The organism is Streptomyces bicolor, assembly GCF_000719285.1.
GTDB lineage: Bacteria > Actinomycetota > Actinomycetes > Streptomycetales > Streptomycetaceae > Streptomyces > Streptomyces bicolor.
In genome coordinates, this window is sequence record NZ_JOFS01000009.1 from 222,809 (window position 1) to 245,028 (window position 22,220).

The 22,220-nt window shown below is 70.0% G+C and carries 15 protein-coding genes; 12 read left to right on the forward strand and 3 right to left on the reverse strand.

Translation table 11 applies throughout. From position 1 onward, the window contains the following. Window positions 1-156: 156 nt before the first annotated feature. The 10 genes from leuS to IF78_RS0114160 all read left to right on the forward strand — a co-directional run bounded on the left by leuS (window position 157) and on the right by IF78_RS0114160 (window position 12,519). Entirely contained in the window at window positions 157-3,039 is a 2,883-nt protein-coding gene (gene leuS / locus IF78_RS0114115; RefSeq protein WP_031476892.1) for a leucine--tRNA ligase, read from the forward strand. Window positions 3,040-3,441: 402 nt separating this feature from the next. After that, window positions 3,442-4,209, forward strand: coding sequence for a hypothetical protein (locus tag IF78_RS0114120; protein WP_031476893.1), 768 nt, complete (start codon window positions 3,442-3,444; stop codon window positions 4,207-4,209). A 93-nt stretch (window positions 4,210-4,302) separates the two neighbouring features. Continuing rightward, entirely contained in the window at window positions 4,303-5,148 is an 846-nt protein-coding gene (locus IF78_RS0114125) for a DegV family protein (protein ID WP_031476894.1), read from the forward strand. Between the two features lie 139 nt (window positions 5,149-5,287). Then, window positions 5,288-6,526 (forward strand): ComEA family DNA-binding protein, encoded by a 1,239-nt coding sequence (locus tag IF78_RS0114130; protein WP_234439706.1) that lies wholly within the window; start codon window positions 5,288-5,290, stop codon window positions 6,524-6,526. Next, entirely contained in the window at window positions 6,523-9,225 is a 2,703-nt protein-coding gene (locus tag IF78_RS0114135; RefSeq protein ID WP_031476896.1) for a ComEC/Rec2 family competence protein, read from the forward strand. Before IF78_RS0114130 ends, IF78_RS0114135 begins: the two co-directional genes overlap by 4 nt. Before the next feature lie 4 nt (window positions 9,226-9,229). Next, window positions 9,230-10,069 carry an arylamine N-acetyltransferase family protein gene (locus tag IF78_RS0114140; protein ID WP_031476897.1) on the forward strand — a complete coding sequence of 280 codons (840 nt, stop codon included), beginning with the start codon at window positions 9,230-9,232 and terminating at the stop codon, window positions 10,067-10,069. A 69-nt stretch (window positions 10,070-10,138) separates the two neighbouring features. After that, window positions 10,139-10,384: a hypothetical protein gene (locus tag IF78_RS0114145; RefSeq protein ID WP_031476898.1), complete on the forward strand. Its 246-nt coding sequence runs from the start codon at window positions 10,139-10,141 to the stop codon at window positions 10,382-10,384. A gap of 144 nt (window positions 10,385-10,528) precedes the next feature. Then, entirely contained in the window at window positions 10,529-11,518 is a 990-nt protein-coding gene (holA, locus tag IF78_RS0114150; protein WP_199921348.1) for a DNA polymerase III subunit delta, read from the forward strand. 107 nt (window positions 11,519-11,625) lie between these two features. Beyond that, window positions 11,626-12,021 carry a nuclear transport factor 2 family protein gene (locus IF78_RS0114155; protein ID WP_031476900.1) on the forward strand — a complete coding sequence of 132 codons (396 nt, stop codon included), beginning with the start codon at window positions 11,626-11,628 and terminating at the stop codon, window positions 12,019-12,021. Between the two features lie 99 nt (window positions 12,022-12,120). Beyond that, window positions 12,121-12,519: a nuclear transport factor 2 family protein gene (locus tag IF78_RS0114160; RefSeq protein ID WP_031476901.1), complete on the forward strand. Its 399-nt coding sequence runs from the start codon at window positions 12,121-12,123 to the stop codon at window positions 12,517-12,519. 227 nt (window positions 12,520-12,746) lie between these two features. Here IF78_RS0114160 and rpsT read toward each other — a convergent pair whose 3' ends face one another. Continuing rightward, window positions 12,747-13,013, reverse strand: a complete 267-nt coding sequence (rpsT, locus tag IF78_RS0114165) for a 30S ribosomal protein S20 (RefSeq protein ID WP_031476902.1) — start codon at window positions 13,011-13,013, stop codon at window positions 12,747-12,749. Between the two features lie 264 nt (window positions 13,014-13,277). On the opposite strand from rpsT, the gene lepA reads away from it, so the two are divergent. Both lepA and IF78_RS0114175 read left to right on the forward strand, forming a co-directional pair. Next, complete coding sequence (lepA, locus tag IF78_RS0114170; RefSeq protein WP_031476903.1) at window positions 13,278-15,146, forward strand: translation elongation factor 4; 1,869 nt, start codon at window positions 13,278-13,280, stop codon at window positions 15,144-15,146. A 273-nt stretch (window positions 15,147-15,419) separates the two neighbouring features. Then, window positions 15,420-17,294: an AMP-dependent synthetase/ligase gene (locus tag IF78_RS0114175; RefSeq protein WP_031476904.1), complete on the forward strand. Its 1,875-nt coding sequence runs from the start codon at window positions 15,420-15,422 to the stop codon at window positions 17,292-17,294. 83 nt (window positions 17,295-17,377) lie between these two features. On the opposite strand, the gene IF78_RS0114180 is transcribed toward IF78_RS0114175, so the two are convergent. Both IF78_RS0114180 and IF78_RS0114185 read right to left on the reverse strand, forming a co-directional pair. Beyond that, a complete protein-coding gene (locus IF78_RS0114180; RefSeq protein ID WP_031476905.1) occupies window positions 17,378-17,953 on the reverse strand; it encodes a response regulator in 576 nt (191 codons plus the stop codon). Window positions 17,954-17,965: 12 nt separating this feature from the next. Then, a complete protein-coding gene (locus IF78_RS0114185) occupies window positions 17,966-22,081 on the reverse strand; it encodes a HAMP domain-containing protein (RefSeq protein ID WP_051827823.1) in 4,116 nt (1,371 codons plus the stop codon). Window positions 22,082-22,220: the final 139 nt, after the last annotated feature.

Genomic DNA, 22,220 nt, shown 5'->3' on the forward strand with positions numbered 1-22,220 from the left:
TACGCCTTCTGCTTAGCGGGCCGCGCTGATCAGTCCCGACCACCGGGCGAATCGGATGGTCGGAATCGGCGCGGCGTCCCCTCCTGTGCGAGGGGATTTTTCGTTTCCAGAGAACCGCAGCCGCTGGCAGAGACGATCGATGGAGCTTTGAGGATCATGAGCGAGACGAACCCCGCTGCCGCCGCCGAGGCAGCAGCGCCGCACCGCTACACGGCCGCCATGGCGGCCGACATCGAGGCACGCTGGCAGGATTTCTGGGACGCCGAGGGCACGTACGCCGCTCCGAACCCGAAGGGCGACCTGGCGGGCGACCCCGCGGTCGTCGCCCGGCCCAAGAAGTTCATCATGGACATGTTCCCGTACCCCTCCGGTGCGGGCCTGCACGTCGGCCACCCGCTGGGCTACATCGCCACCGACGTCTTCGCGCGCTTCCAGCGCATGACCGGCCACAACGTCCTGCACACCCTGGGCTTCGACGCCTTCGGCCTGCCCGCCGAGCAGTACGCCGTGCAGACCGGCACGCACCCGCGTGTCTCCACTGAGGCCAACATCGAGAACATGAAGGCCCAGCTGCGCCGGCTGGGCCTGGGCCACGACAAGCGCCGGTCGTTCGCCACGATCGACCCGGACTACTACAAGTGGACCCAGTGGATCTTCCTGCAGATCTTCAACTCCTGGTACGACGACGAGGCGAAGAAGGCCCGGCCGATCACCGAGCTGGTCGCGCAGTTCGAGTCGGGAGAGCGCGTCGTCCCCGGTGCTGAGGGCGGCACGCGCGCGTGGAGCGAGCTGAGCGCCGCCGAGCGCGCCGACGTCCTGGGCGAGTACCGCCTGGCGTACGCCTCGGACGCGCCGGTCAACTGGTGCCCCGGTCTGGGCACCGTCCTGGCCAACGAGGAGGTCACGGCCGAGGGCCGCTCCGAGCGTGGCAACTTCCCGGTCTTCAAGGCCAAGCTGCGCCAGTGGAACATGCGGATCACCGCGTACGCCGACCGGCTGCTGGAGGACCTGAACGAGCTGGACTGGCCCGAGGCCATCAAGCTGCAGCAGCGCAACTGGATCGGCCGCTCCGAGGGCGCCCGCGTCGACTTCCCGATCGACGGCGAGCGCATCACCGTCTTCACCACGCGCCCGGACACCCTGTTCGGTGCGAGCTACATGGTGCTGGCGCCGGAGCACCCGCTGGTCGACAAGTTCACCCCGGACGCCTGGCCCGAGGGCACTCACGACGTGTGGACCGGCGGTCACGCCACCCCGGCCGAGGCCGTCGCCGCCTACCGCGCGCAGGCCGCCTCGAAGTCCGACGTCGAGCGCCAGGCCGAGGCCAAGGACAAGACCGGCGTCTTCATCGGCTCGTACGCGACCAACCCGGTCAACGGCGAGCAGGTCCCCGTCTTCATCGCCGACTACGTCCTGATGGGCTACGGCACGGGCGCGATCATGGCCGTACCGGCGGGCGACCAGCGCGACTTCGAGTTCGCGCGCGCCTTCGAGCTGCCGATCGTCTGCATCGTCGAGCCGACGGACGGACGGGGCACGGACACCTCGACGTGGGAGGACGCCTTCTCGTCGTACGACGCGAAGATCATCAACTCCGCCAACGAGGACATCTCGCTGGACGGCCTGGGCGTCGCCGAGGCCAAGGCGCGCATCACCGAGTGGCTGGAGTCCAAGGGCATCGGCGAGGGCACGGTCAACTTCCGGCTGCGTGACTGGCTGTTCAGCCGCCAGCGCTACTGGGGCGAGCCCTTCCCGATCGTCTACGACGAGGACGGCATCGCCCACGCGCTGCCCGAGTCGATGCTGCCGCTGGAGCTGCCCGAGGTCGAGGACTACTCGCCGCGCACCTTCGACCCGGACGACGCCGACACCCAGCCCGAGACGCCGCTGTCGCGCAACGAGGACTGGGTCAACGTCACCCTGGACCTGGGCGACGGCCCGAAGCGCTACCGGCGTGAGACCAACACCATGCCCAACTGGGCCGGTTCCTGCTGGTACGAGCTGCGCTACCTGGACCCGCACAACAGCGAGCAGCTGGTCGACCCGGAGATCGAGCAATACTGGATGGGCCCGCGCGAGGGCCGGCCGCACGGCGGCGTCGACCTGTACGTCGGCGGCGCCGAGCACGCCGTGCTGCACCTGCTGTACGCCCGCTTCTGGTCCAAGGTCCTGTTCGACCTGGGGCACGTCTCCTCCGCGGAGCCGTTCCACAAGCTGTTCAACCAGGGCATGATCCAGGCCTACGTCTACCGCGACAGCCGTGGCATCGCGGTACCGGCCGCCGAGGTGGAGGAGCGCGACGGCGCCTACTACTACCAGGGCGAGAAGGTCTCCCGGCTGCTGGGCAAGATGGGCAAGTCCCTGAAGAACGCGGTCACTCCGGACGAGATCGCCGCCGAGTACGGCGCCGACACGCTGCGGCTGTACGAGATGGCGATGGGCCCGCTGGACGTCTCGCGTCCGTGGGACACGCGCGCGGTGGTCGGCCAGTTCCGGCTGCTGCAGCGGCTGTGGCGCAACGTCGTCGACGAGACGACCGGTGACGTGACGGTGGTGGACGCGGAGCCCGACGAGGACACGCTGCGTGCCCTGCACAAGGCGATCGACGGGGTGCGCGGGGACCTGGAGGGCATGCGGTTCAACACCGCCATCGCCAAGGTCACCGAGCTGAACAACCACCTGACCAAGGCGGGCGGGGCGGTGCCGCGCTCCGTCGCCGAGGCGCTGGTGCTGATGGTGGCGCCGCTGGCCCCGCACATCGCCGAGGAGCTGTGGCGCAGGCTGGGCCACGACGACTCGGTCGTCCACCAGGACTTCCCGGTCGCCGACCCGGCGTACGTCGTCGACGAGACGGTGACCTGCGTCGTGCAGATCAAGGGCAAGGTCAAGGCCCGCCTGGAGGTCTCGCCGGCCATCTCCGAGGAGGAGCTGGAGAAGGTCGCCCTGTCCGACGAGAAGGTCGTGGCGGCGCTGGACGGGGCCGGGATCCGGAAGGTGATCGTGCGCGCGCCGAAGCTGGTGAACATCGTTCCGGCGTAGGCCTCCGGCGGTTGGGCCCGGCCTGAGTGGCCAGGGCTGGGCCGGTTCCGTGATCGTGGCGTAGGCCTCAGAGCGGCCGTGAGCGTGACGAGCGGCTCGGGGACGGTGAGCGCTGGGCGCTGGGCACGTTCGGGTGCCGTGAGTGTCGGGCTGGTTCGGAGCTGCCGTGAGCGGGCTGATGGCTCGGGGCGGCTCTGAGGGTGACCGATGGCTAGGGGCGGCCGTCAGCGTGGCGGGCGGCTCCGGGCGGGCGTGAGTGTGACGGATGTCTCGGGTGATCCTGGCTCGGGGTGATCCCCTACGGGCAGGTTCGGGGTTCTGCTGGAACTCCGGGCCTGCCTGCTGCGTTTACCGTTGAAGAGTGACGCGGCGTGGTGTCGTGGTCGGCCGGAGGAGGAGCTCGTGGATGCAGTGATCGCAGTCGTCGCCCTGCTCTTCGTGCTCTTCGTCGCGCTGGGGGCGTACGCCACGGTGAAGGTGGTCGGCGCCGCCAAACGCCGTGTGGACCAGACGATCACACACGCCCGGCGCACGGTCGAGAACCACACCCTGCGGGCCAAGTCCCTGGCCCAGCCGGGCCCGGCGGGCGAACTCGCCCAGCTGCGGCTGAAGCTGCGCACCTCCATGCGGGCCACCCAGGACGCGCTGGAGGCGGGCGCGGGCGAGGACGAGTCCCTCAAGGAGTCCCTCGGCCTCTTCCACCGCCTCAGCGCCCACGGACACGAACTGGACGCCGAACTGCGGCGGCTGGAGTCCGAGCCGGACCGTGCGCAGCTCGCCGAGAGACTGCCCGAGCTGCGTGAGCGCACCGAGCGCATCGTGCAGTCGGCGGACTCCCTGCGCTGGGCCGCGCGCGACCGGGCCCGCCGCTTCGCCGAGGACGACCTGGACACCCTCGGCGCGCAGATCGACGTGGAGACCGGCGCCCTGCGGCACTGGCAGACGACGGAGCCCTCCTCGTCCTCGACGCCGCCGGACGGCTTGTCGTCGACGCCGCCCCCGTGGCCCGAGGCACCGGCCCCCGAGGCCGCCGCGACGACAGAGCAGACCTGGCCGGACACCCCACGGACACAGCGGGCCGAGGAGCCGACCAGGCCCGCCATCACTCCGCCCGACCCCCGCCCGACATATCCCTGGCAGAAGAAGGCCCGCCCCGAGAGCACGACTTGAGCCCGCGTGAGCACGCGGTGATCAGGCCAAGGCATGCCCGGCCGAGCGGGGTCGGGCTGCCGCCCGGGCGCTACGCCAGGTAACCTCCAGCTCATGTCCCGCCATGTCGCGATCGTCACCGATTCAACGGCCTACCTGCCGCCGCGGACGATGGAGCGCCACGGCATCACCGCGGTACCCCTGACCGTGGTCCTCGGCGATCAGGCGCTGGACGAGGGCACCGAGATCTCTACCCGTTCCCTCGCCCAGGCGTTGCAGAAGCGACGCCCCGTCACCACCTCGCGCCCAAGCCCCCAGGTCTTCGCGGAGCACTACCGCAAGGTCGCCGAGTCCGGCGCCACCGGCATCGTCTCCCTGCACCTGTCCGCCGAGCTCTCCGGCACCTACGACGCGGCGGTCCTCGCGGCGCGCGAGGCGCCGGTGCCGGTGCGGGTGGTGGACACCGGGATGATCGCCATGGCGCTCGGCTTCTGCGCGCTCGCCGCGGCCGAGGCGGCGGAGACGGGCGGCACGGTGGACGACGCCGTGACGGCCGCGGAGAAGCGAGCCGGGGCCACGGCCGCCTACTTCTACGTCGACACCCTCGACTATCTGCGCCGCGGTGGCCGCATCGGTGCCGCGCAGGCCCTGCTGGGCTCCGCACTCGCGGTGAAGCCGCTGCTGCAGCTGGAGGGCGGGCGGATCGGCCCACTGGAGAAGGTGCGGACGGCGTCCAAGGCGATCGCCCGCCTGGAGGAGATCGCGGCTGACCGGGCCGGCAGCGCACAGGTCGACATCGCGGTGCACCATCTCGCCGCCCCCGACCGGGCGTCGGCGCTGGCGGACCGGTTGCGGGCGCGGGTGCCGGGGCTGGCGGAACTGCATGTGAGTGAGGTGGGGGCGGTGATCGGCGCGCATACGGGGCCTGGGTTGCTGGGGGTTGTGGTTTCGCCGCGGTGACGAGCCCCGCAGGTGTGTGAATCGCTCTCGCGTGCATGAGCCACTCTTGTGGGTGGCTGAGTTATCCACAACTGGGCGGTAATCCCCGGGTATTGAGCAAGATCATCGCGAGTAGGGCGAGGTGTCCGATCCTCGTCGCATGGCACTTCGATCACGTACACGTACGGGCACCCGGACACGCCCTCTCGCGGGCACACGCACACGCACGACGACTGTGACCAGCGGCCCGGGCCGCGGCCCTCACTCCGACGTTCGCGCTCGTCATCGACGCCTGCGTGACCGTGGGCGGGCACGGCAACGGGAGGCATCGGCGGAGGAACTGCGCCGCCGGGCGGAGGTGATTTTCGCCGAACGGGCCGTGGAGTGGCGGGAGTCGGGGGCGGGGCCGCCGAGGGTGGGGACGCAGGTCCCGGAGGACGGCGTGGCGCCGGGTCCGGATGTTCGGCGTGGGGGTACGGGGGTGCGTCCGCAGGGCCCGCCTGTTGACGTGGCTGTGAGCTCCGATGTCCCGCCCGGTGAGGCGATGCCGGGCTCGGGTGTGGCGGATGCCGGTGCGGTCGGCGGGGCAGGGCTCGGCGACGTGGTGGATGCGGGTGTGGTCGGCGGATCCGGTCATGGCGCTGATTCCGGGAGCAGTGACTCCCGCACCGGGGACTGGCGGGCGCGGGCCGGGCTGGCGCTGCGGGAGCGGATGCCGGTCTGGTTGCAGGCGAGGTGTGGGCTGGAGCGGCGGAGTGTGGTCGCGCTCACCGTGGTGCTGGTCCTGGCCGCCGGGTTCGCCGCACAGCACTTCTGGAGTGGCCGGACACAGTCCGTGCGGGCGCCCGAGGTGGTGCGGGCGGTGGCCCCGTACGGGGGTGGGGAGCCGGGTGAGGAAGCCGGGGCGGGTGCCTCGGCGGCTGCCGGTGTCCCGGGTGCCGCGGGCACGGCAGCGGCGGAGATCGTGGTGGACGTCAGCGGCAAGGTGCGCGAGCCGGGGATCCATCGCCTCCCGGCGGGCTCGCGGGTCGCGGACGCGTTGCGCGCGGCCGGTGGAGTGCGTCCCGGCACGAACACCGACGCCCTCAACCGGGCCCGGTTCCTGGTGGACGGTGAGCAGGTGATCGTCGGCGGTCCGGCAGCGGTCCCCGGCGCGGCGTCCGGCACGGGCTCGGGCGGCGTCGCTGTCGGCGGTGCGGCGCCCACGGCGCCGGTCTCCCTCAACACGGCAACCGTCGACCAGCTCGACACTCTCCCGGGCGTCGGCCCGGTGCTGGCCCAGCACATCGTCGACTACCGCACCCAGCACGGCGGCTTCCGTTCCGTGGACGAACTGCAGGAAGTCAACGGCATCGGCACCCGTCGTTTCGCAGATCTCCGGAATCTCGTACGGCCATGAGTCACGACGTACGCGCACCCGACCTCGCGCCCTCCCGTGCCGCCGTCCACGCCGCGTCCGGAAGCCGGCTCGGCGCCTCCCACCCCCGACAGGAAGGACCGACGGACCTCCGACTGGTCCCACCCGCGCTCGCCGCCTGGGCGACGGCGGCGCTGATGCTGGATGCCCCATCGGTGTGGGCGGCTGGGGCCGTGGGCGTGGGTCTGGTCGGGGCAGGCGTACTGCTGTTGGTGCGGTGGGGCGGTGGGCGACAGGAGTCCTCGGTGGGCCCGCTCAAGGGGCCGCGTGGGCCGGCCACCACGACCGCGCGACTCGTCTGGCCGCGTATCTCGGCGGCCGCCGTCCTGCTCTGTATCGCCGCGGCCGCGCTCTCCGCCGGGCTGCACGGAGCCGATCTGCGGCGCGGACCGGTGCCGGGGCTGGCACGGGAGTACGCCACCGTGACCGCTGAGGTCGAGGTCACCGCCGACCCACGGCTCACCCGGCCCCGGGTCAGGGGGAATCACATGGCGCCTGCGTCCGTACTGATCAACGCGGACGTACGGCGCATCGAAGGGGCGGACGGCGCGGCCGTGGTGACGCGGGCGCCGGTGCTGATGATCGTCGACGGTGGCTGGGCGTCTTCCGACGGCGCCAAGAGGACTCGACGGGAGTCCTCCGACGACGCCATGGAGACTGGACGGGAGTCCTCCGGCGGCACCCAGGGAACTGGATGGGAGTCCTCCGGGGAGGCCGATGGCGCGTCCCTATCCGCTGCCGACCGGCATTCGCCCTGGCTACGGCTGCTCCCCTCCACGCGGCTGCGCGTGACCGCCCGGTTCGCGGCCCCGCTGGCCGACGGGGACCGGATCGCCGCCGTACTGCGGGTCCGGGATCCGGCCGTGCCGGAGGTCGTGGGGCGGCCGAGTGCGGCGCAGCGGCTGGCGGGGCGGTTGCGCGGCGGGCTGCGGGAGGCGACCGACGGGCTGCCGGCGGACGCGCGGGCGCTGTTGCCGGGACTGGTCGTGGGCGACACCTCGCGGATCACCCCGGAGCTGGACGAGGCGTTCAAGGAGACCGACCTCGCGCACACCCTCGCCGTCTCCGGCAGCAACCTCACGATCATCCTCGCCCTGCTCATCGGCCCACCCGGCCTGGCCCAGCGGGCCGAGCGCCGTGGTCTCGCGCCCCGCCTCGGCATCTCCCTGCGGACCACCGCGCTGCTCGGCGGAGGGCTCACCCTCGCGTTCGTCGTGGTGTGCCGACCGGACCCGAGCGTGCTGCGGGCCGCGGCCTGTGGAGCCGTCGCACTGCTGGCCCTGGCGACCGGACGCCGTAGATCACTGATCCCGGCGCTGGCGACGGCCGTACTGCTGCTGGTGCTGTACGACCCGTGGCTGGCCCGCAGTTACGGCTTCCTGCTCTCCGTGCTCGCCACGGGTGCCCTGCTCACCCTCGCGCCCCGGTGGAGCGCCGCGCTGCGCCGGCGAGGGGTCCCGCCGAGGTTGGCGGAGGCGCTGGCGGCCGCGGCTGCCGCGCAGGCGCTGTGCGCGCCGGTGGTGGCGGTGCTGTCGGCCCGGGTGAGCCTGGTGGCGGTGCCGTGCAATCTGCTGGCGGAGTTCGCGATCGCGCCGGCCACGGTGCTGGGCTTCGCGGCACTGGCGACGGCACCGGTGGCCATGCCGGTGGCCAAGGTGCTGGCCTGGTGCGCGAGTTGGCCCGCGGGGTGGATCGCGGACGTGGCCCGGACAGGTGCCGCCCTGCCCGGGGCGGGCATCGACTGGCCCGGCAGTTGGGCCGGGGCGGCGCTGCTCGCGCTCGCCACGCTGGTCGTCCTGTTCGCCGGCCGGCGACTGCTGCGGCATCCCTGGTGGTGTGCCGCCTGCGGGGCGCTGCTCCTGCTGCTGGTCGTGCAGCCGCCGCCGCTGACCAGGGTGGTCACGGGGTGGCCGCCGCCCGGGTGGCGGTTCGCGATGTGCGACGTGGGACAGGGCGACGCGACGGTGCTCGCGGCGGGCCAGGGGACGGGTGTGGTCGTGGACGCCGGTCCCGACCCGACCCTGGTCGACCGCTGCCTGCGCACGCTCGGGATCACCAGGGTGCCGCTCGTCGTGCTCACCCACTACCACGCCGACCACGTCGCGGGTCTGCCCGGCGTGCTGCGGGGGCGCGAGGTGGGCGCGATCGAGACCACCGGGCACGAAGAGCCCGTGGACCAAGTGGAGTTCGTACGAAGGGAGGCAGCCGCTCGGCGCATCCCCCTGACGCGGGCCGTGGCCGGGGAGGAGCGGCGCACCGGGGCGCTGAGCTGGCGGGTGGTGTGGCCGCCGCCCCAGCCGGTGCCGGCGCCGGAGGGTCCGAACGACGCCAGTGTCACCATGCTCGTCCGGTCGGCCGGGCTGCGGCTCCTGCTCCTCGGGGATCTCGAACCCCCGGCCCAGCGCGCGCTGTTGAGATCGCCGGCCGGGGCGCTGCTGGGCGGCGTGGATGTGCTCAAGGTCGCTCACCACGGCTCGGCGTACCAGGACCCGGAGCTGATACGCCGGGCGGCGCCGCGGCTGGCGCTGATCAGTTGCGGTGCGGACAACATGTACGGGCACCCGGCTCCCGGCACCGTGGCGGCGCTGCGGGCGCAGGGCGCGGTGGTGCTGCGGACGGACGAGGACGGAGCGCTGGCGGTCGCGGGTACGGGCGCGGAGCTCGAGGTGGCGGGAGACTGAGGGCATGGATTCCGTTGAGGTTGATGCCTATCTCCGGCGCCTTGGGGTCGAGCACCCGGCGTGGCCCACCGTGGACGTGCTGCGCGAGCTGCATCTGCGCCATCTGCAGACCGTGCCGTTCGAGAACCTGTCGATCCACCTCGGCGAGGAGATCGTGCTGGAGGAGAAGCGACTGCTGGACAAGGTGGTGGGGGCCGGACGGGGTGGGTTCTGCTACGAACTGAACGGGATTTTCGGGGCGTTGCTCACCGCGCTGGGCTTCGACGTGACGCTGCTCGCGGCTCGGGTGCACGGGCCAAAGGGGCGGCTCGGGATTCCCTACGACCACATGGCGCTGAAGGTGGGGACGGTGGACGGGGGCGCCTGGCTGGCGGACGTCGGTTTCGGGGCGCACAGCCACTATCCGCTGGCGTTCGAGGCGCGCAGTGAGCAGGTGGATCCCGCGGGCGTGTTCCGGATCGTCGAGGCAGGACCGGACGCGGCCGGGGTGCGGGGCGGGCACGACGTGGCGGAGGCGGCGGACCTGGAGGTCGAGATGGCCGGCCGACCGGAGTACCGGTTGGAGCGCAGGCCCCGGGTGCTCGGCGACTTCGTGGCGGGGGCGTGGTGGCACAGCACATCGCCGGCGTCGCACTTCACGCAGTCGCTGGTGTGTTCGCGGGTGACGGAGGAGGGAGGACGGATCACGCTCAGTGGCCGCACGTTCAAGGCGACGGCGGCCGACGGTACGCGTCAGGAGAGGGAGTTGGGCACGGACGAGGAGGTGCTGGGGGTGTACCGGGAGCGGTTCGGGATCGAGCTGGACCGGGTGCCGACGGTGCGCGGCGCCGACCGGCACGGTTGACCGGGCGGACGGCGTGCGAGCGCTCCAGGGCCGGCGGTTGCCTCGGCAGGCGTGCCGGAAAATGGCTCCGTGAGTGACGTGAGACATGTCCTGGTGCTGCCCGACCGCGACGCGGCGGAGGAGGTGGCCGAGGTGCTCAGGGAGCGGTTCGGAATCGCTGAGGAGCCGCGGCTCGTGCGGGACGCGCTGGCCGGGGAGGACGACGCCGAGGACGCACAGTGGCTGGTGGTGCTGCGGGACGAGGAGGGGCGGCTGGATCCGGTGGAGCTGGATGAATTCGCGGGGGAGTGGGACGGGTGGCGGGAGGAGCCGTAGCTTGATCGGATACCGGCGGCCCGCGCACTGACCGAGTTCGGGGACCCGGCGCTGAGGACGGCGACGGCGTAGCACGGCGCTCGGCTCGCTGCCCGCCACCGACACGGGAACCCGTTGTCAGTCCCCCATGCCATGCTTGTCGCGATGGCCAGGAAGACTGCGAACGACGACCCCCTCGCCCCCGTGACCCTCGCCGTGGGTCAGGAGGAGCTGCTGCTCGATCGTGCCGTGCGGGAGGTGGTGGTGGCCGCGCGGGCCGCCGATGCCGACACGGACGTGCGGGAGCTGACACCGGACCAGTTGCAGCCGGGCACGCTGGCCGAGTTGACCAGCCCCTCGCTGTTCGCGGAACGCAAGGTCGTGGTCGTGCGCAATGCGCAGGATCTGTCGGCGGACACGATCAAGGACGTGACCGCATATCTCACGGCGCCCGCCGAGGAGATCACGCTGGTGCTGCTGCACGCCGGTCAGGCCAAGGGCAAGAAGCTGCTCGACGCCGCGCGCAAGGCGGGGGCGCGGGAGGTGGCGTGCCCGAAGATGACGAAGCCGGCGGACCGGCTGGCGTTCGTCAGGCAGGAGTTCCGGGCGACCGGGCGGTCCGCGACGCCCGAGGCCTGTCAGGCGCTCGTCGACGCCATCGGGAGCGATCTTCGGGAGCTGGCGTCCGCGGTGAGTCAGCTGGTCGCCGATGTCGAGGGGACCGTCGACGAGGCCGTCGTCGGGCGGTACTACACCGGCCGCGCCGAGGCGTCGAGCTTCACCGTCGCCGACCGGGCGGTCGAGGGGCGGGCCGCGGAGGCGCTGGAGGCGCTGCGGTGGTCGCTGGCGACCGGCGTGGCCCCGGTCATGATCACCAGTGCGCTGGCGCAGGGAGTGCGGGCCATCGGGAAGCTGTCCTCGGCCCGAGGCGGGCGGCCCGCCGACCTGGCGCGCGAGCTGGGCATGCCGCCGTGGAAGATCGACCGCGTACGTCAGCAGATGCGGGGGTGGACGCCCGACGGCGTGGCGGTCGCGTTGCAGGCGGTCGCCGAGGCCGACGCCGGAGTGAAGGGCGGCGGGGACGATCCCGGGTACGCCCTGGAGAAGGCGGTCGTGACCGTCGCGCGAGCGGCACGTTCGAGGGGGCGGGCGTAGCTCCGTCCACCGCGTCCACTCCGTGATCGAGTCGACGGGGCGTCGGCGGGGAGGAGAATCGGGGTGTCAGCCGTAATCGCCGAGGCGACGGAGAGGTGGCGACGGCCATGGCTGAACATCCGCACGCCCAGCTCGTCCGCAAGGGCTACGAAGCGTTCTCCCGCGGTGATCTGGACGCCCTGAGTGGGCTGCTGGCGGGGGACTGCACGTACCACTTCCCCGGCAGTAATCCGTTGTCGGGCGACTACAAGGGGCGGGACGCGATCCTCGATGTGCTCCGGCGGTTCTTCGAGGAGACGAACGGGACGTTGAAGGCGGACTTGCGGCACGTCCTCGTCGACGGCCGGGGGCACGCGGTGTCCCTGCACCACTCCACGGCCGAGCGCCGGGGCAAGCGTGTGGAGCTGGAGGGAGGCATCGTCTTCCGGATCGTCGGGGACAAGGCCACCGACCTCGACGAGTGCTTCGACGACCTGGACGCGCTCGACGACTTCTGGTCCTGAACAGCGCGGACTCCGAGATCAAGTGGCCGGCACCTGAGTGAGGAGGAGAATCGTTCGTATCAGCCGTTCATCGCCGGACGCGGAGAGGTGGCGACGGCCATGGCTGAACACCCGCACGCCCAGCTCGTCCGCCGGGGCTACGAGGCCTTCCAGCGCGGAGACATGGAAACCCTGCGCGGGATGATGACCGGGGACTGCACGCAGCACGTACCCGGCTCGCACCCACTGTCGGGGGACTTCAAGGGCATCGACTCGATCCTCGACGGGTACTACGGCCGGCTCTCCTCGGAGACGGGCGGATCGTTCCAGGTGGAGCTGCGCGACATCTTCGTCGACGGTCGTGGGCACGCCATCTCCACGCACCACTTCACCGCCGACCGGGGCGCCAAGCACATCGACGAGAACGGAGGCATCGTCTTCCGGATCGTCGGCGACAAGGTCACCGATCTCGACGAGTGCGTCGAGGACATCGACATGGCCAACGAATTCTGGTCGTGACGCACATATGTCGTGACGCACATATACCGAAGGCCCCGGCACCCGCCCTGGGGAAGGGCGAGAAGCCGGGGCCTTCGGCTCAAGCTGCTGAGCCCGTACCCGCGTGGCGAACGCAGGCCGCGTACAGGCTCGGGGTGCCGGACGGGAGCGGATGAGAGAGGGCCCGCTCTGGGTCCTTCCGGCGGCTGGGTCCGGAGAACCGGATCCGATCAGACCAGATAAGGGGTTCAGCCCTGGAGGGAAGCGACCTTCGAAGCAAGCGCCGACTTCTTGTTGGCGGCCTGGTTCTTGTGGATGACGCCCTTCGAGACGGCCTTGTCGAGCGCGCGCGACGCGGCGCGCTGGTACTCGGTGGCCTTCTCGACGTCACCCGCGGCAGCGGCCTCGCGGGCCTTGCGGATCGCGGTCTTCAGGGAGGACTTGACGGCCTTGTTGCGCAGCCGAGCCTTCTCGTTGGTCTTGATCCGCTTGATCTGGGACTTGATGTTCGCCACGAATGAGCCTTTTCAGGTTCTGGTACGAGGCCGCACGGGAGCCGCACGGACTTGTACCGGGTGATTTTCTTGGGGTGTGCCTCGCGCTGAGAGGGCATGAGACACAGCCACCCAGGCTACCAGTGGCACTCCGGCCACCCCAAACCGGCCTGCGAAGCCCCCCATCGCGGCCCAAACCGCCCCCCGGTCGCCGCCCATGGGACCATGGAACCTACGTATAGATCCGACCCGAGGCATAAGGCGCCTCAAGAGACAGGACCCTGCGTGCCCGCGACCCCTAACAATGTGCCCGAGCCGAGCCGTACCGACCCGGCTCTGATCCGCAATTTCTGCATCATCGCGCACATCGACCACGGCAAGTCCACGCTCGCCGACCGGATGCTCCAGCTGACCGGTGTGGTCGAGCAGCGGCAGATGCGTGCTCAGTACCTCGACCGGATGGACATCGAGCGTGAGCGCGGCATCACGATCAAGTCCCAGGCGGTGCGTCTGCCGTGGGCTCCCACCCACGACAAGAGCAACACGCACATCCTCAACATGATCGACACCCCGGGGCACGTCGACTTCACCTACGAGGTCTCACGGTCGCTCGCCGCCTGCGAGGGGACCATCCTCCTCGTCGACGCCGCCCAGGGCATCGAGGCCCAGACCCTCGCCAACCTCTACCTGGCGATGGAGAACGACCTCACGATCATCCCCGTGCTGAACAAGATCGACCTGCCTGCCGCGCAGCCCGAGAAGTTCGCCGAGGAGCTCGCCAACCTGGTCGGGTGCGAGCCCGACGACGTGCTGCGGGTCTCCGCCAAGACCGGTGTCGGCGTCGACGCCCTGCTCGACAGGGTGGTCAAGGAGGTCCCCGCGCCGGTCGGCGTCAAGGACGCCCCCGCCCGCGCGATGATCTTCGACTCGGTCTACGACTCCTACCGGGGCGTGGTCACGTACGTCCGTGTCATCGACGGCCAGCTCAACAAGCGCGAGCGCATCAGGATGATGTCGACGGGCGCCACCCATGAGCTGCTCGAGATCGGTACGAACTCGCCCGAGATGCTCTCCGCGGACGGCCTCGGCGTCGGTGAGGTGGGTTACCTCATCACCGGCGTGAAGGACGTCCGCCAGTCCAAGGTCGGTGACACCGTCACCAGCCAGCAGAAGGGGGCGACGGAGGCCCTCGGCGGGTACAAGGACCCGAAGCCGATGGTCTTCTCCGGGCTCTATCCGCTGGACGGCTCCGACTACCCCGAGCTGCGCGAGGCCCTCGACAAGCTTCAGCTCAACGACGCCGCGCTGGTCTATGAGCCGGAGACCTCCGCCGCGCTCGGCTTCGGCTTCCGCGTCGGCTTCCTCGGCCTGCTGCACCTCGACGTGATCCGCGAGCGGCTGGAGCGCGAGTTCGGCCTCGACCTGATCGCGACCGCGCCCAACGTGGTCTACCGCGTCGTGATGGAGGACGGCAGCGAGCACACCGTCACCAACCCGAGCGAGTTCCCCGAGGGCAAGATCAACGAGGTGTACGAGCCCGTCGTACGCGCCACGATCCTCGCGCCGACCGAGTTCATCGGCTCGATCATGGAGCTGTGCCAGACCCGGCGCGGCACCCTCCTCGGCATGGACTACCTGTCCGAGGACCGGGTCGAGATCCGTTACACCCTGCCGCTCGCCGAGATCGTCTTCGACTTCTTCGACCAGCTGAAGTCCAAGACCCGCGGGTACGCCTCGCTGGACTACGAGCCCACCGGCGAGCAGACCTCCAGCCTGGTCAAGGTCGACATCCTGCTGCACGGCGACAAGGTCGACGCCTTCTCCGCGATCACGCACAAGGACCAGGCGTACGCGTACGGCGTACGGCTCGTCGCCAAGCTCAAGGAGCTGATCCCGCGGCAGGCGTTCGAGGTGCCCGTGCAGGCCGCCATCGGCTCCCGGGTGATCGCCCGCGAGACCATCCGCGCCATCCGCAAGGACGTCCTCGCCAAGTGCTACGGCGGCGACATCTCCCGTAAGCGCAAGCTGCTGGAGAAGCAGAAGGAAGGCAAGAAGCGGATGAAGATGGTGGGTTCCGTGGAGGTTCCGCAGGAGGCCTTCATCGCCGTACTGAGCAGTGATGACAGCGCGGGGTCGGGCAAGGGCAAGAAGTAACCTCTGGTAACACAGGGTGACCCGGCAAACCGGTGCAACAGGGGTCCGTCGTGCGCAAGTACGGCGGGCCCCTGTGCGTACAGCGGGTAGTGATCTGTAGGAAGTGACAGGCCGCAGACCCTTACGCGGTGGCCGGTCCGCCTTTACTCTGATCCCTGCTCGAGAGTTACTCGCGAGTTAAACAAGAGCGCGCGAGTGAAAACCGCCGTAATGAGCCGACTGGAAAGCCGGCTATTTGAGCCAGCCGCACCGTCGCGGGCCCCGGAGGATGTCGTGAGCGACACACAGACACTGATCGAGAACCGTCCGCCGAGCGTGGCGACCCTCTTCCTGGAGCGCGTGGCGGCAACGCCGGACGCCGAGGCATATCGCTACCCGGTGCCCACCGCCTCCGGCCAGGGCCCGGACGACTGGAGGTCGCTGAGCTGGGCGCAGGCCGCCGAGCGGGTCTACGCGATCGCGGCAGGGCTCATCGAGCTGGGCGTCCAGCCCGAGCAGCGGGTGGCCCTCGCCTCCTCGACCCGGATCGAGTGGATACTCGCCGACCTGGGCATCATGTGCGCCGGCGCGGCCACCACCACCGTCTATCCCCAGACCAACGCCGAGGAGTCGGCGTACATCCTCGCCGACTCCGAGAGCCGGGTGCTCATCGCCGAGGACGCGGCCCAGCTGGCCAAGGCGGTGGAGAAGCGCGCCGAGCTGCCGCACCTCACGCATGTCGTCGTCATCGACCCGGCCGGTGTCGAGACCGCCGACCGGATCCTCACTCTGGACGAGCTGGAGAAGCGCGGCGCGGCCCGGCTGGAGAAGGACGCCGACCTGGTCAAGGAGCGGGTCGGTGCGATCACCAAGGACCAGCTCGCCACCCTGATCTACACCTCGGGCACCACCGGCCGTCCCAAGGGCGTACGGCTGCCGCACGACAACTGGGCGTACATGGCGAAGGCGATCGCCGCGACCGGGCTCGTCGGCCCCGAGGACGTTCAGTACCTGTGGCTGCCCCTCGCGCACGTCTTCGGCAAGGTGCTCACCTCCGGCCAGATCGAGGTCGGGCACGTCACCGCCGTCGACGGCCGCGTCGACAAGATCATCGAGAATCTGCCGGTCGTGCAGCCGACGTACATGGCGGCCGTGCCCCGCATCTTCGAGAAGGTCTACAACGGAGTCGCCGCGAAGGCCCGTGCGGCCGGCGGCGCCAAGTACAAGATCTTCCAGTGGGCCGCCGAGGTGAGCCGCGAGTACGCCAAGGTCACCCAGGACAACTTCAAGCGCACCGGCACCCACTCCGCGCCCTTCGGCCTCGCCGCCAAGCACAAGGTCGCCGACACGCTGGTCTACGCCAAGATCCGCGAGGCCTTCGGCGGCAACCTGCGCGCGTGCGTGTCGGGCAGTGCCGCGCTCGCTCCGGAGATCGGCTACTTCTTCGCGGGCGCCGGCATCCACATCCTCGAGGGCTACGGCCTCACGGAGTCCTCGGCCGCGTCCTTCGTGAACCCCGGCGAGGCCTACCGCACCGGCACGGTCGGCAAGCCGCTGCCCGGCACCGAGGTGCGTATCGCGGACGACGGCGAGATCCTGCTGCGCGGCCCCGGCATCATGGAGGGCTACCACGGGCTGCCGGACAAGACCGCCGAGGTGCTGGAGGCCGACGGCTGGTTCCACACCGGTGACATCGGCGAGCTGTCCCCCGACGGGTACCTGCGCATCACCGACCGCAAGAAGGACCTGATCAAGACGTCGGGCGGCAAGTACATCGCGCCCGCCGAGGTCGAGGGGCAGTTCAAGGGGGTGTGCCCCTACGTCTCCAACATCCTGGTGCACGGCGCCGACCGGAACTTCTGCACGGCGCTGATCGCGCTGGACGAGGTCGCGATTGTCGCCTGGGCCGAGGAGAACGGGCTCTCCGGGAAGTCGTACGCGGAGATCGTGGCGGCGCCGCAGACGGTCGAGATGGTCGACGGGTATGTGAAGAAGCTCAACGAGGGGCTTCAGAAGTGGCAGACCATCAAGAAGTTCCGGTTGCTGCCGCGGGATCTCGATGTCGAGCACGGGGAGATCACGCCGAGTCTGAAGTTGAAGCGGCCGGTGGTGGAGCGGGAGTACAAAGATCTGATCGAGGAGATGTACGCGGGGACGCGGGAGGCGTAGCACCGTAGGAGAGGGATGGCGGGGGACCGTGGGCGGCTGCCGGTTCGTTGTGGCTTGTCGCGCAGTTCCCCGCGCCCCTTGGGTCAGACAGCTCCCCCTGCGCCGATAAGTCGACGTATCTCGTGGACCCTTGCGCGTAGGTCCGTGACGTCCGGGGGTTTGTCACCGGAGAGTTGAGCCTCCAGAGCCGCCAGTTGGGTGTTCAGCTCCTCGCCGTGGCTGTGCTCGCGGCTCAGCAGGCGTTCCAACTGCCTGTTCTTGCGGTACAGGTCCAGGAACACCGTCACCTTCGCCCGCAGTACCCATGGGTCGAACGGCTTGGTCAAGTAGTCCGCGGCGCCTGTGGCGTAGCCGCGGAAGGCATAGCCGGGGTCGTCCTCCGCTCCGGTCAGGAAGATGATCGGGACGTCCTTGGTCTGGTCGAGCCGTTTGATGTTCGTGGCCGTTTCGAAGCCGTCCATGCCCGGCATGCGGACGTCGAGCAGGACCAGGGCGAAGCGTTGGCGCAGCAGCGCCTTCATCGCCTCCTCGCCCGAACGTGCGCGGACGAGCGGCTCGTTGAGGGACCCCAGGACGGCCTCCAGCGCGATCAGGTTGTCCTCCATGTCGTCGACCAGGAGGATGCCGCCACGCTCGTCGGTCGTTGCCTCAGCGCTCATGGTGTAGTGGCCTCATTCGGTGATGGTCGGCAGGACCTCTTCCTCCTCGGAAGTGCTCGGTCCCGGTTCTGCGGTGTTCTCCGGCTTCGTGGGGTCCGCTCCGCGTTCCGCGCCCTCGGGGTCCAGGAGGTCGCAGACGACGGTCAGCAGCTGATCCACGTCGACCGGCTTCGGTACGTAGTCGTTGGCGCCCCGCGCGATGGACTTCTCCCGGTCGCCGGGCATGGCCTTCGCGGTCAGGGCGACGATGGGCAGGTCCGTCCAGCGGGGGGTGCGGCGGATGGCGGAGATCGTTTCATATCCGTCCATCTCCGGCATCATGATGTCCATCAGGACGAGTTCGACGTCCGGGTTGCGTTCCAGCGTCTCGATGCCCTCGCGGCCGTTCTCCGCGTACAGCACCGGCATGCCGACCCGGCCCAAAACATGGGTGAGGGCGAAGACGTTGCGGATGTCGTCGTCCACGATCAGCACCCGTCGGCCCGGCAGCACCCGGCCCGCCCGGCCCGTCTGCCACGTCTCCAGCTTGGTCGGTGCCGGCCAGCTCTCGTCCGCGTCGTGGGCGGTCGGGAAGGGCTCGGCCGACAGCTGTTCCGGCATCGGCAGTGGACGGTCCTCCAGGGACGGGCCGGTGGCCGCGTGACCGGGGCTGATGACCGGGACGTACAGCGTGAAGGTGGAGCCCTTGCCGGGCTCGCTCTCGGCGACGATACGGCCGCCCAGCAGGCCCGCGATCTCCCGGCTGATGGACAGGCCGAGGCCCGTGCCGCCGTACTTGCGGTTGGTGGTGCCGTCGGCCTGCTGGAACGCCTCGAAGATCACCGGGAGTTTCTCCGCCGCGATGCCGATGCCGGTGTCGGACACCGCGAACGCGATCACGTCGTCGCCCTCGTGGACTCCCCCACTGTCGACTTCGCTCGAGCGGGGGGACCCCCATTGGTGCTCGGGGTCCTTCATCCGGTTGACGCGCAGCTCGACCTTGCCCGACGCGGTGAACTTGATCGCGTTGGACAGGAGGTTGCGCAGGATCTGCTGCAGGCGCTGCTCGTCCGAGTACATCTCGCGCGGCACGCCCTCGCCGACCGACACCTCGAAGGCGAGCCCTCGGTCCAGGGTGAGCGGGCGGAACGTGGCGTGGACGTAGTCGAGCAGCTTGATGAGCGGCAGCTTCTTCGGGCGTACGTCCATCCGGCCCGCCTCGATCTTGGACAGGTCCAGGATGTCGTTGATCAGTTGCAGGAGGTCCGAGCCGGAGCGGTGGATCGTCGTCGCGAACTGGACCTCCTGGTCCGAGAGATGGCCGTCCGGGTTGTCCGACAGCAGGCGCGCCAGGATCAGCAACGAGTTGAGCGGCGTGCGCAGCTCGTGCGACATGTTCGCCAGGAACTCCGACTTGTACTGCGACGACGTCGCGAGCAGGGCCGCCTTCTCCTCCAGTTCGGCGTTGGAGCGCTGCAACTCCGCCTGCTGCATCTGGAGTTCGTCCGAGCGTTCCTGGAGCTGCATGGCGAGGCGCTGGGACTCGCCGAGCAGGGACTCCGTACGGGAGTTGGCGATGATCGTGTTGATGGCGACGGCGATGGTGTTCACGAACTGGTCGAAGAACGCCAGGTGCACGTCGGAGAAGCGGGAGAAGGACGCCAGCTCGATCACGCCGAGGAGCTTGTCCTCGAAGAGGATCGGGATGATGACGACGCTGGTCGGTGCCGCCTCGCCGAGCCCGCTGTTGATCTTGATGTAGTCCGGCGGGGCCTCCTCGACGAGGATCCGCTTCTTCTCGCGGGCCGCCTGCCGGACCAGGCCGTGCACCGGGAGGCCGCCGGTCTCGACGGTCGCGCCCTGCGCCGAGCCGTACCCGGCGATGAACGCGAGCCCCTTCGCCGGAACGGTCGTACGCAGTGCGGCGCTCTCCTCGTCCGGGTCGGCCAGGAAGAACGCGCCGTACTGGGCGTTGACCAGCGGGGTCAGCTCGCGCAGCAGCAGGTCGGCGACCTCCATCAGGTCACGGTGGCCCTGCATCAGGGCGGCGAGGCGGGCCAGGTTGGACTCCAGCCAGTCCTTGGCGCGGGTCGTCTCACGCAGGTTGGCCACCATCAGGTTGATGTTGTCCTTCAGCTCGGCGACCTCGCCGCGCGTCTCGACCGTGATCGAGCGGGACATGTCGCCCTGGGCCACGGCGGAGGCGACCTCGGCGATCGCACGGACCTGGGTGGTCAGGTTCGACGCGAGTTCGTTCACGTTCGTCGTCAGGCGCTTCCAGGTGCCGTACACGCCCTCGACCCGGGCCTGGCCGCCGAGTTGCCCCTCGGAGCCGACCTCGCGGGCCACGCGGGTGACCTCGGAGGAGAAGGAGGAGAGCGTGTCGACCATCGTGTTGATGGCGGTCTTCAGCTCCAGGATCTCGCCGCGCGCGTCCACGTCGATCTTCTTGGACAGGTCGCCGTTGGCGACGGCGGTGGTGACCTGGGCGATGTTCCGCACCTGTGAGGTGAGGTTGTCGGCCATGTAGTTGACGTTGTCGGTGAGGTCCCGCCAGACGCCCGAGACGCCGAGCACCTGCGCCCGGCCGCCCAGCCGGCCGTCGGTGCCGACCTCGCGGGCGACGCGCGTGACCTCGTCGGCGAAGGCGCGCAGCTGCTGCACCATCGTGTTGACGGTGTCCTTGAGTTCGAGGATCTCGCCGCGGGCGTCCACGGTGATCTTCTTGGAGAGGTCGCCGTTGGCCACGGCCGTTGTCACCTGGGCGATGTTGCGGACCTGGGAGGTCAGGTTCAGCGCCATGAAGTTGACGTTGTCGGTGAGGTCCTTCCAGACGCCGCTGACGCCCCGCACCTGCGCCTGACCGCCGAGGTTGCCTTCGGTACCGACCTCGCGGGCGACGCGGGTGACCTCGTCGGCGAAGGCGGAGAGCTGGTCGACCATCGTGTTGATGGTCGACTTCAGCTCCAGGATCTCGCCCTTCGCCTCGACCGTGATCTTCTTGCCGAGGTCGCCCTGGGCCACGGCCGTGGACACGAGGGCGATGTTGCGGACCTGCGAGGTGAGGTTGTCCGCCATGAAGTTGACGTTGTCGGTGAGGTCCTTCCAGACGCCGCTGACCCCGCGCACCTGGGCCCGCCCGCCGAGGTTGCCTTCGGTGCCGACCTCGCGGGCGACCCTCGTCACCTCGTCGGCGAAGGCGGACAACTGGTCCACCATCGTGTTGATGGTCGACTTGAGTTCGAGGATCTCGCCCTGGGCGTCGACGGTGATCTTCTGGCTCAGGTCCCCGTTGGCGACGGCGGTGGTGACCTGGGCGATGTTGCGGACCTGGGAGGTGAGGTTCGACGCCATGAAGTTGACGTTGTCGGTGAGGTCCTTCCATACGCCGCTGACGCCCCGAACCTGAGCGCGCCCGCCCAGCTGTCCCTCCGTGCCGACCTCGCGGGCCACGCGGGTGACCTCGTCGGCGAAGGCGGAGAGCTGGTCGACCATCGTGTTGACGGTGAGCTTGAGTTCGAGCAGTTCGCCGGTCGCCTCCACGGTGACCGTGCGGGTCAGATCGCCGCGGGCCACGGCCGTGGTCACCAGGGCGATGTCGCGCACCTGGGCCGTCAGCCGGGACGCCATCGTGTTGACCGCCTCGGTCACGTCCCGCCAACTGCCGGAAAGCCCCTGCACCTTGGCCCGGCCGCCGAGCCGGCCCTCGGTGCCGACCTCGCGGGCGACGCGCGTGACCTCGCCGGTGAACAGGGAGAGCTGGTCGACCATCTTGTTCACGGCCCGGCCGAGGCGGCGCAGGTCGCCGCGTAACTGGCGGCTGCCGTCATGCAGATCGACGCGCTGGGTGAGGTCGCCGCCGGCCACCGCGTCGAGCACGCGCGTCGCGTTGGCCGCCGGGGCCACCAGGGCGTCGAGCACTTGGTTGACGTCGTTGACCCGGGTCGTCCAGTCACCCGGCCCCGGGCTCGCCGAGAGCCGCTCGTCGAGCCTGCCGTGCCGCACCAACTCCCGCTTGACCCGCTGCACTTCACGGTTGAAGTGCGTGCTCCGGTCCATGATCTGGTTGAAGACCGCCGTCAGTTCGGCCACCACTCCCTCACCGGTCTCCGGGAGCCTGCGGAAGTCGCCGTCGCGGGCAGCGGTCATCGCGGCAAGCAGTGGGCGTAGTTCCGATGCTCGAATTTGACCGTCTTTCTGTCCGTCTTCGAACACACGCGTAGCACGGTTCTCACTCATGGCGGCCCACTTCGGTAACTCGGTGCTTATGGGCGTGGCCAGTCTGTCA

What these genes read in the sequence shown, in the direction of transcription:
- leuS (WP_031476892.1), top strand. Translation starts at nt 157, where the DNA reads ATGAGCGAGACGAACCCCGCTGCCGCCGCCGAGGCAGCAGCGCCGCAC.
- IF78_RS0114125 (WP_031476894.1), top strand. Translation starts at nt 4,303, where the DNA reads ATGTCCCGCCATGTCGCGATCGTCACCGATTCAACGGCCTACCTGCCG.
- IF78_RS0114130 (WP_234439706.1), top strand. Translation starts at nt 5,288, where the DNA reads ATGGCACTTCGATCACGTACACGTACGGGCACCCGGACACGCCCTCTC.
- IF78_RS0114135 (WP_031476896.1), top strand. Translation starts at nt 6,523, where the DNA reads ATGAGTCACGACGTACGCGCACCCGACCTCGCGCCCTCCCGTGCCGCC.
- IF78_RS0114140 (WP_031476897.1), top strand. Translation starts at nt 9,230, where the DNA reads ATGGATTCCGTTGAGGTTGATGCCTATCTCCGGCGCCTTGGGGTCGAG.
- holA (WP_199921348.1), top strand. Translation starts at nt 10,529, where the DNA reads ATGGCCAGGAAGACTGCGAACGACGACCCCCTCGCCCCCGTGACCCTC.
- IF78_RS0114155 (WP_031476900.1), top strand. Translation starts at nt 11,626, where the DNA reads ATGGCTGAACATCCGCACGCCCAGCTCGTCCGCAAGGGCTACGAAGCG.
- IF78_RS0114160 (WP_031476901.1), top strand. Translation starts at nt 12,121, where the DNA reads ATGGCTGAACACCCGCACGCCCAGCTCGTCCGCCGGGGCTACGAGGCC.
- IF78_RS0114180 (WP_031476905.1), bottom strand. Translation starts at nt 17,953, where the DNA reads ATGAGCGCTGAGGCAACGACCGACGAGCGTGGCGGCATCCTCCTGGTC.
- IF78_RS0114185 (WP_051827823.1), bottom strand. Translation starts at nt 22,081, where the DNA reads ATGACCGCTGCCCGCGACGGCGACTTCCGCAGGCTCCCGGAGACCGGT.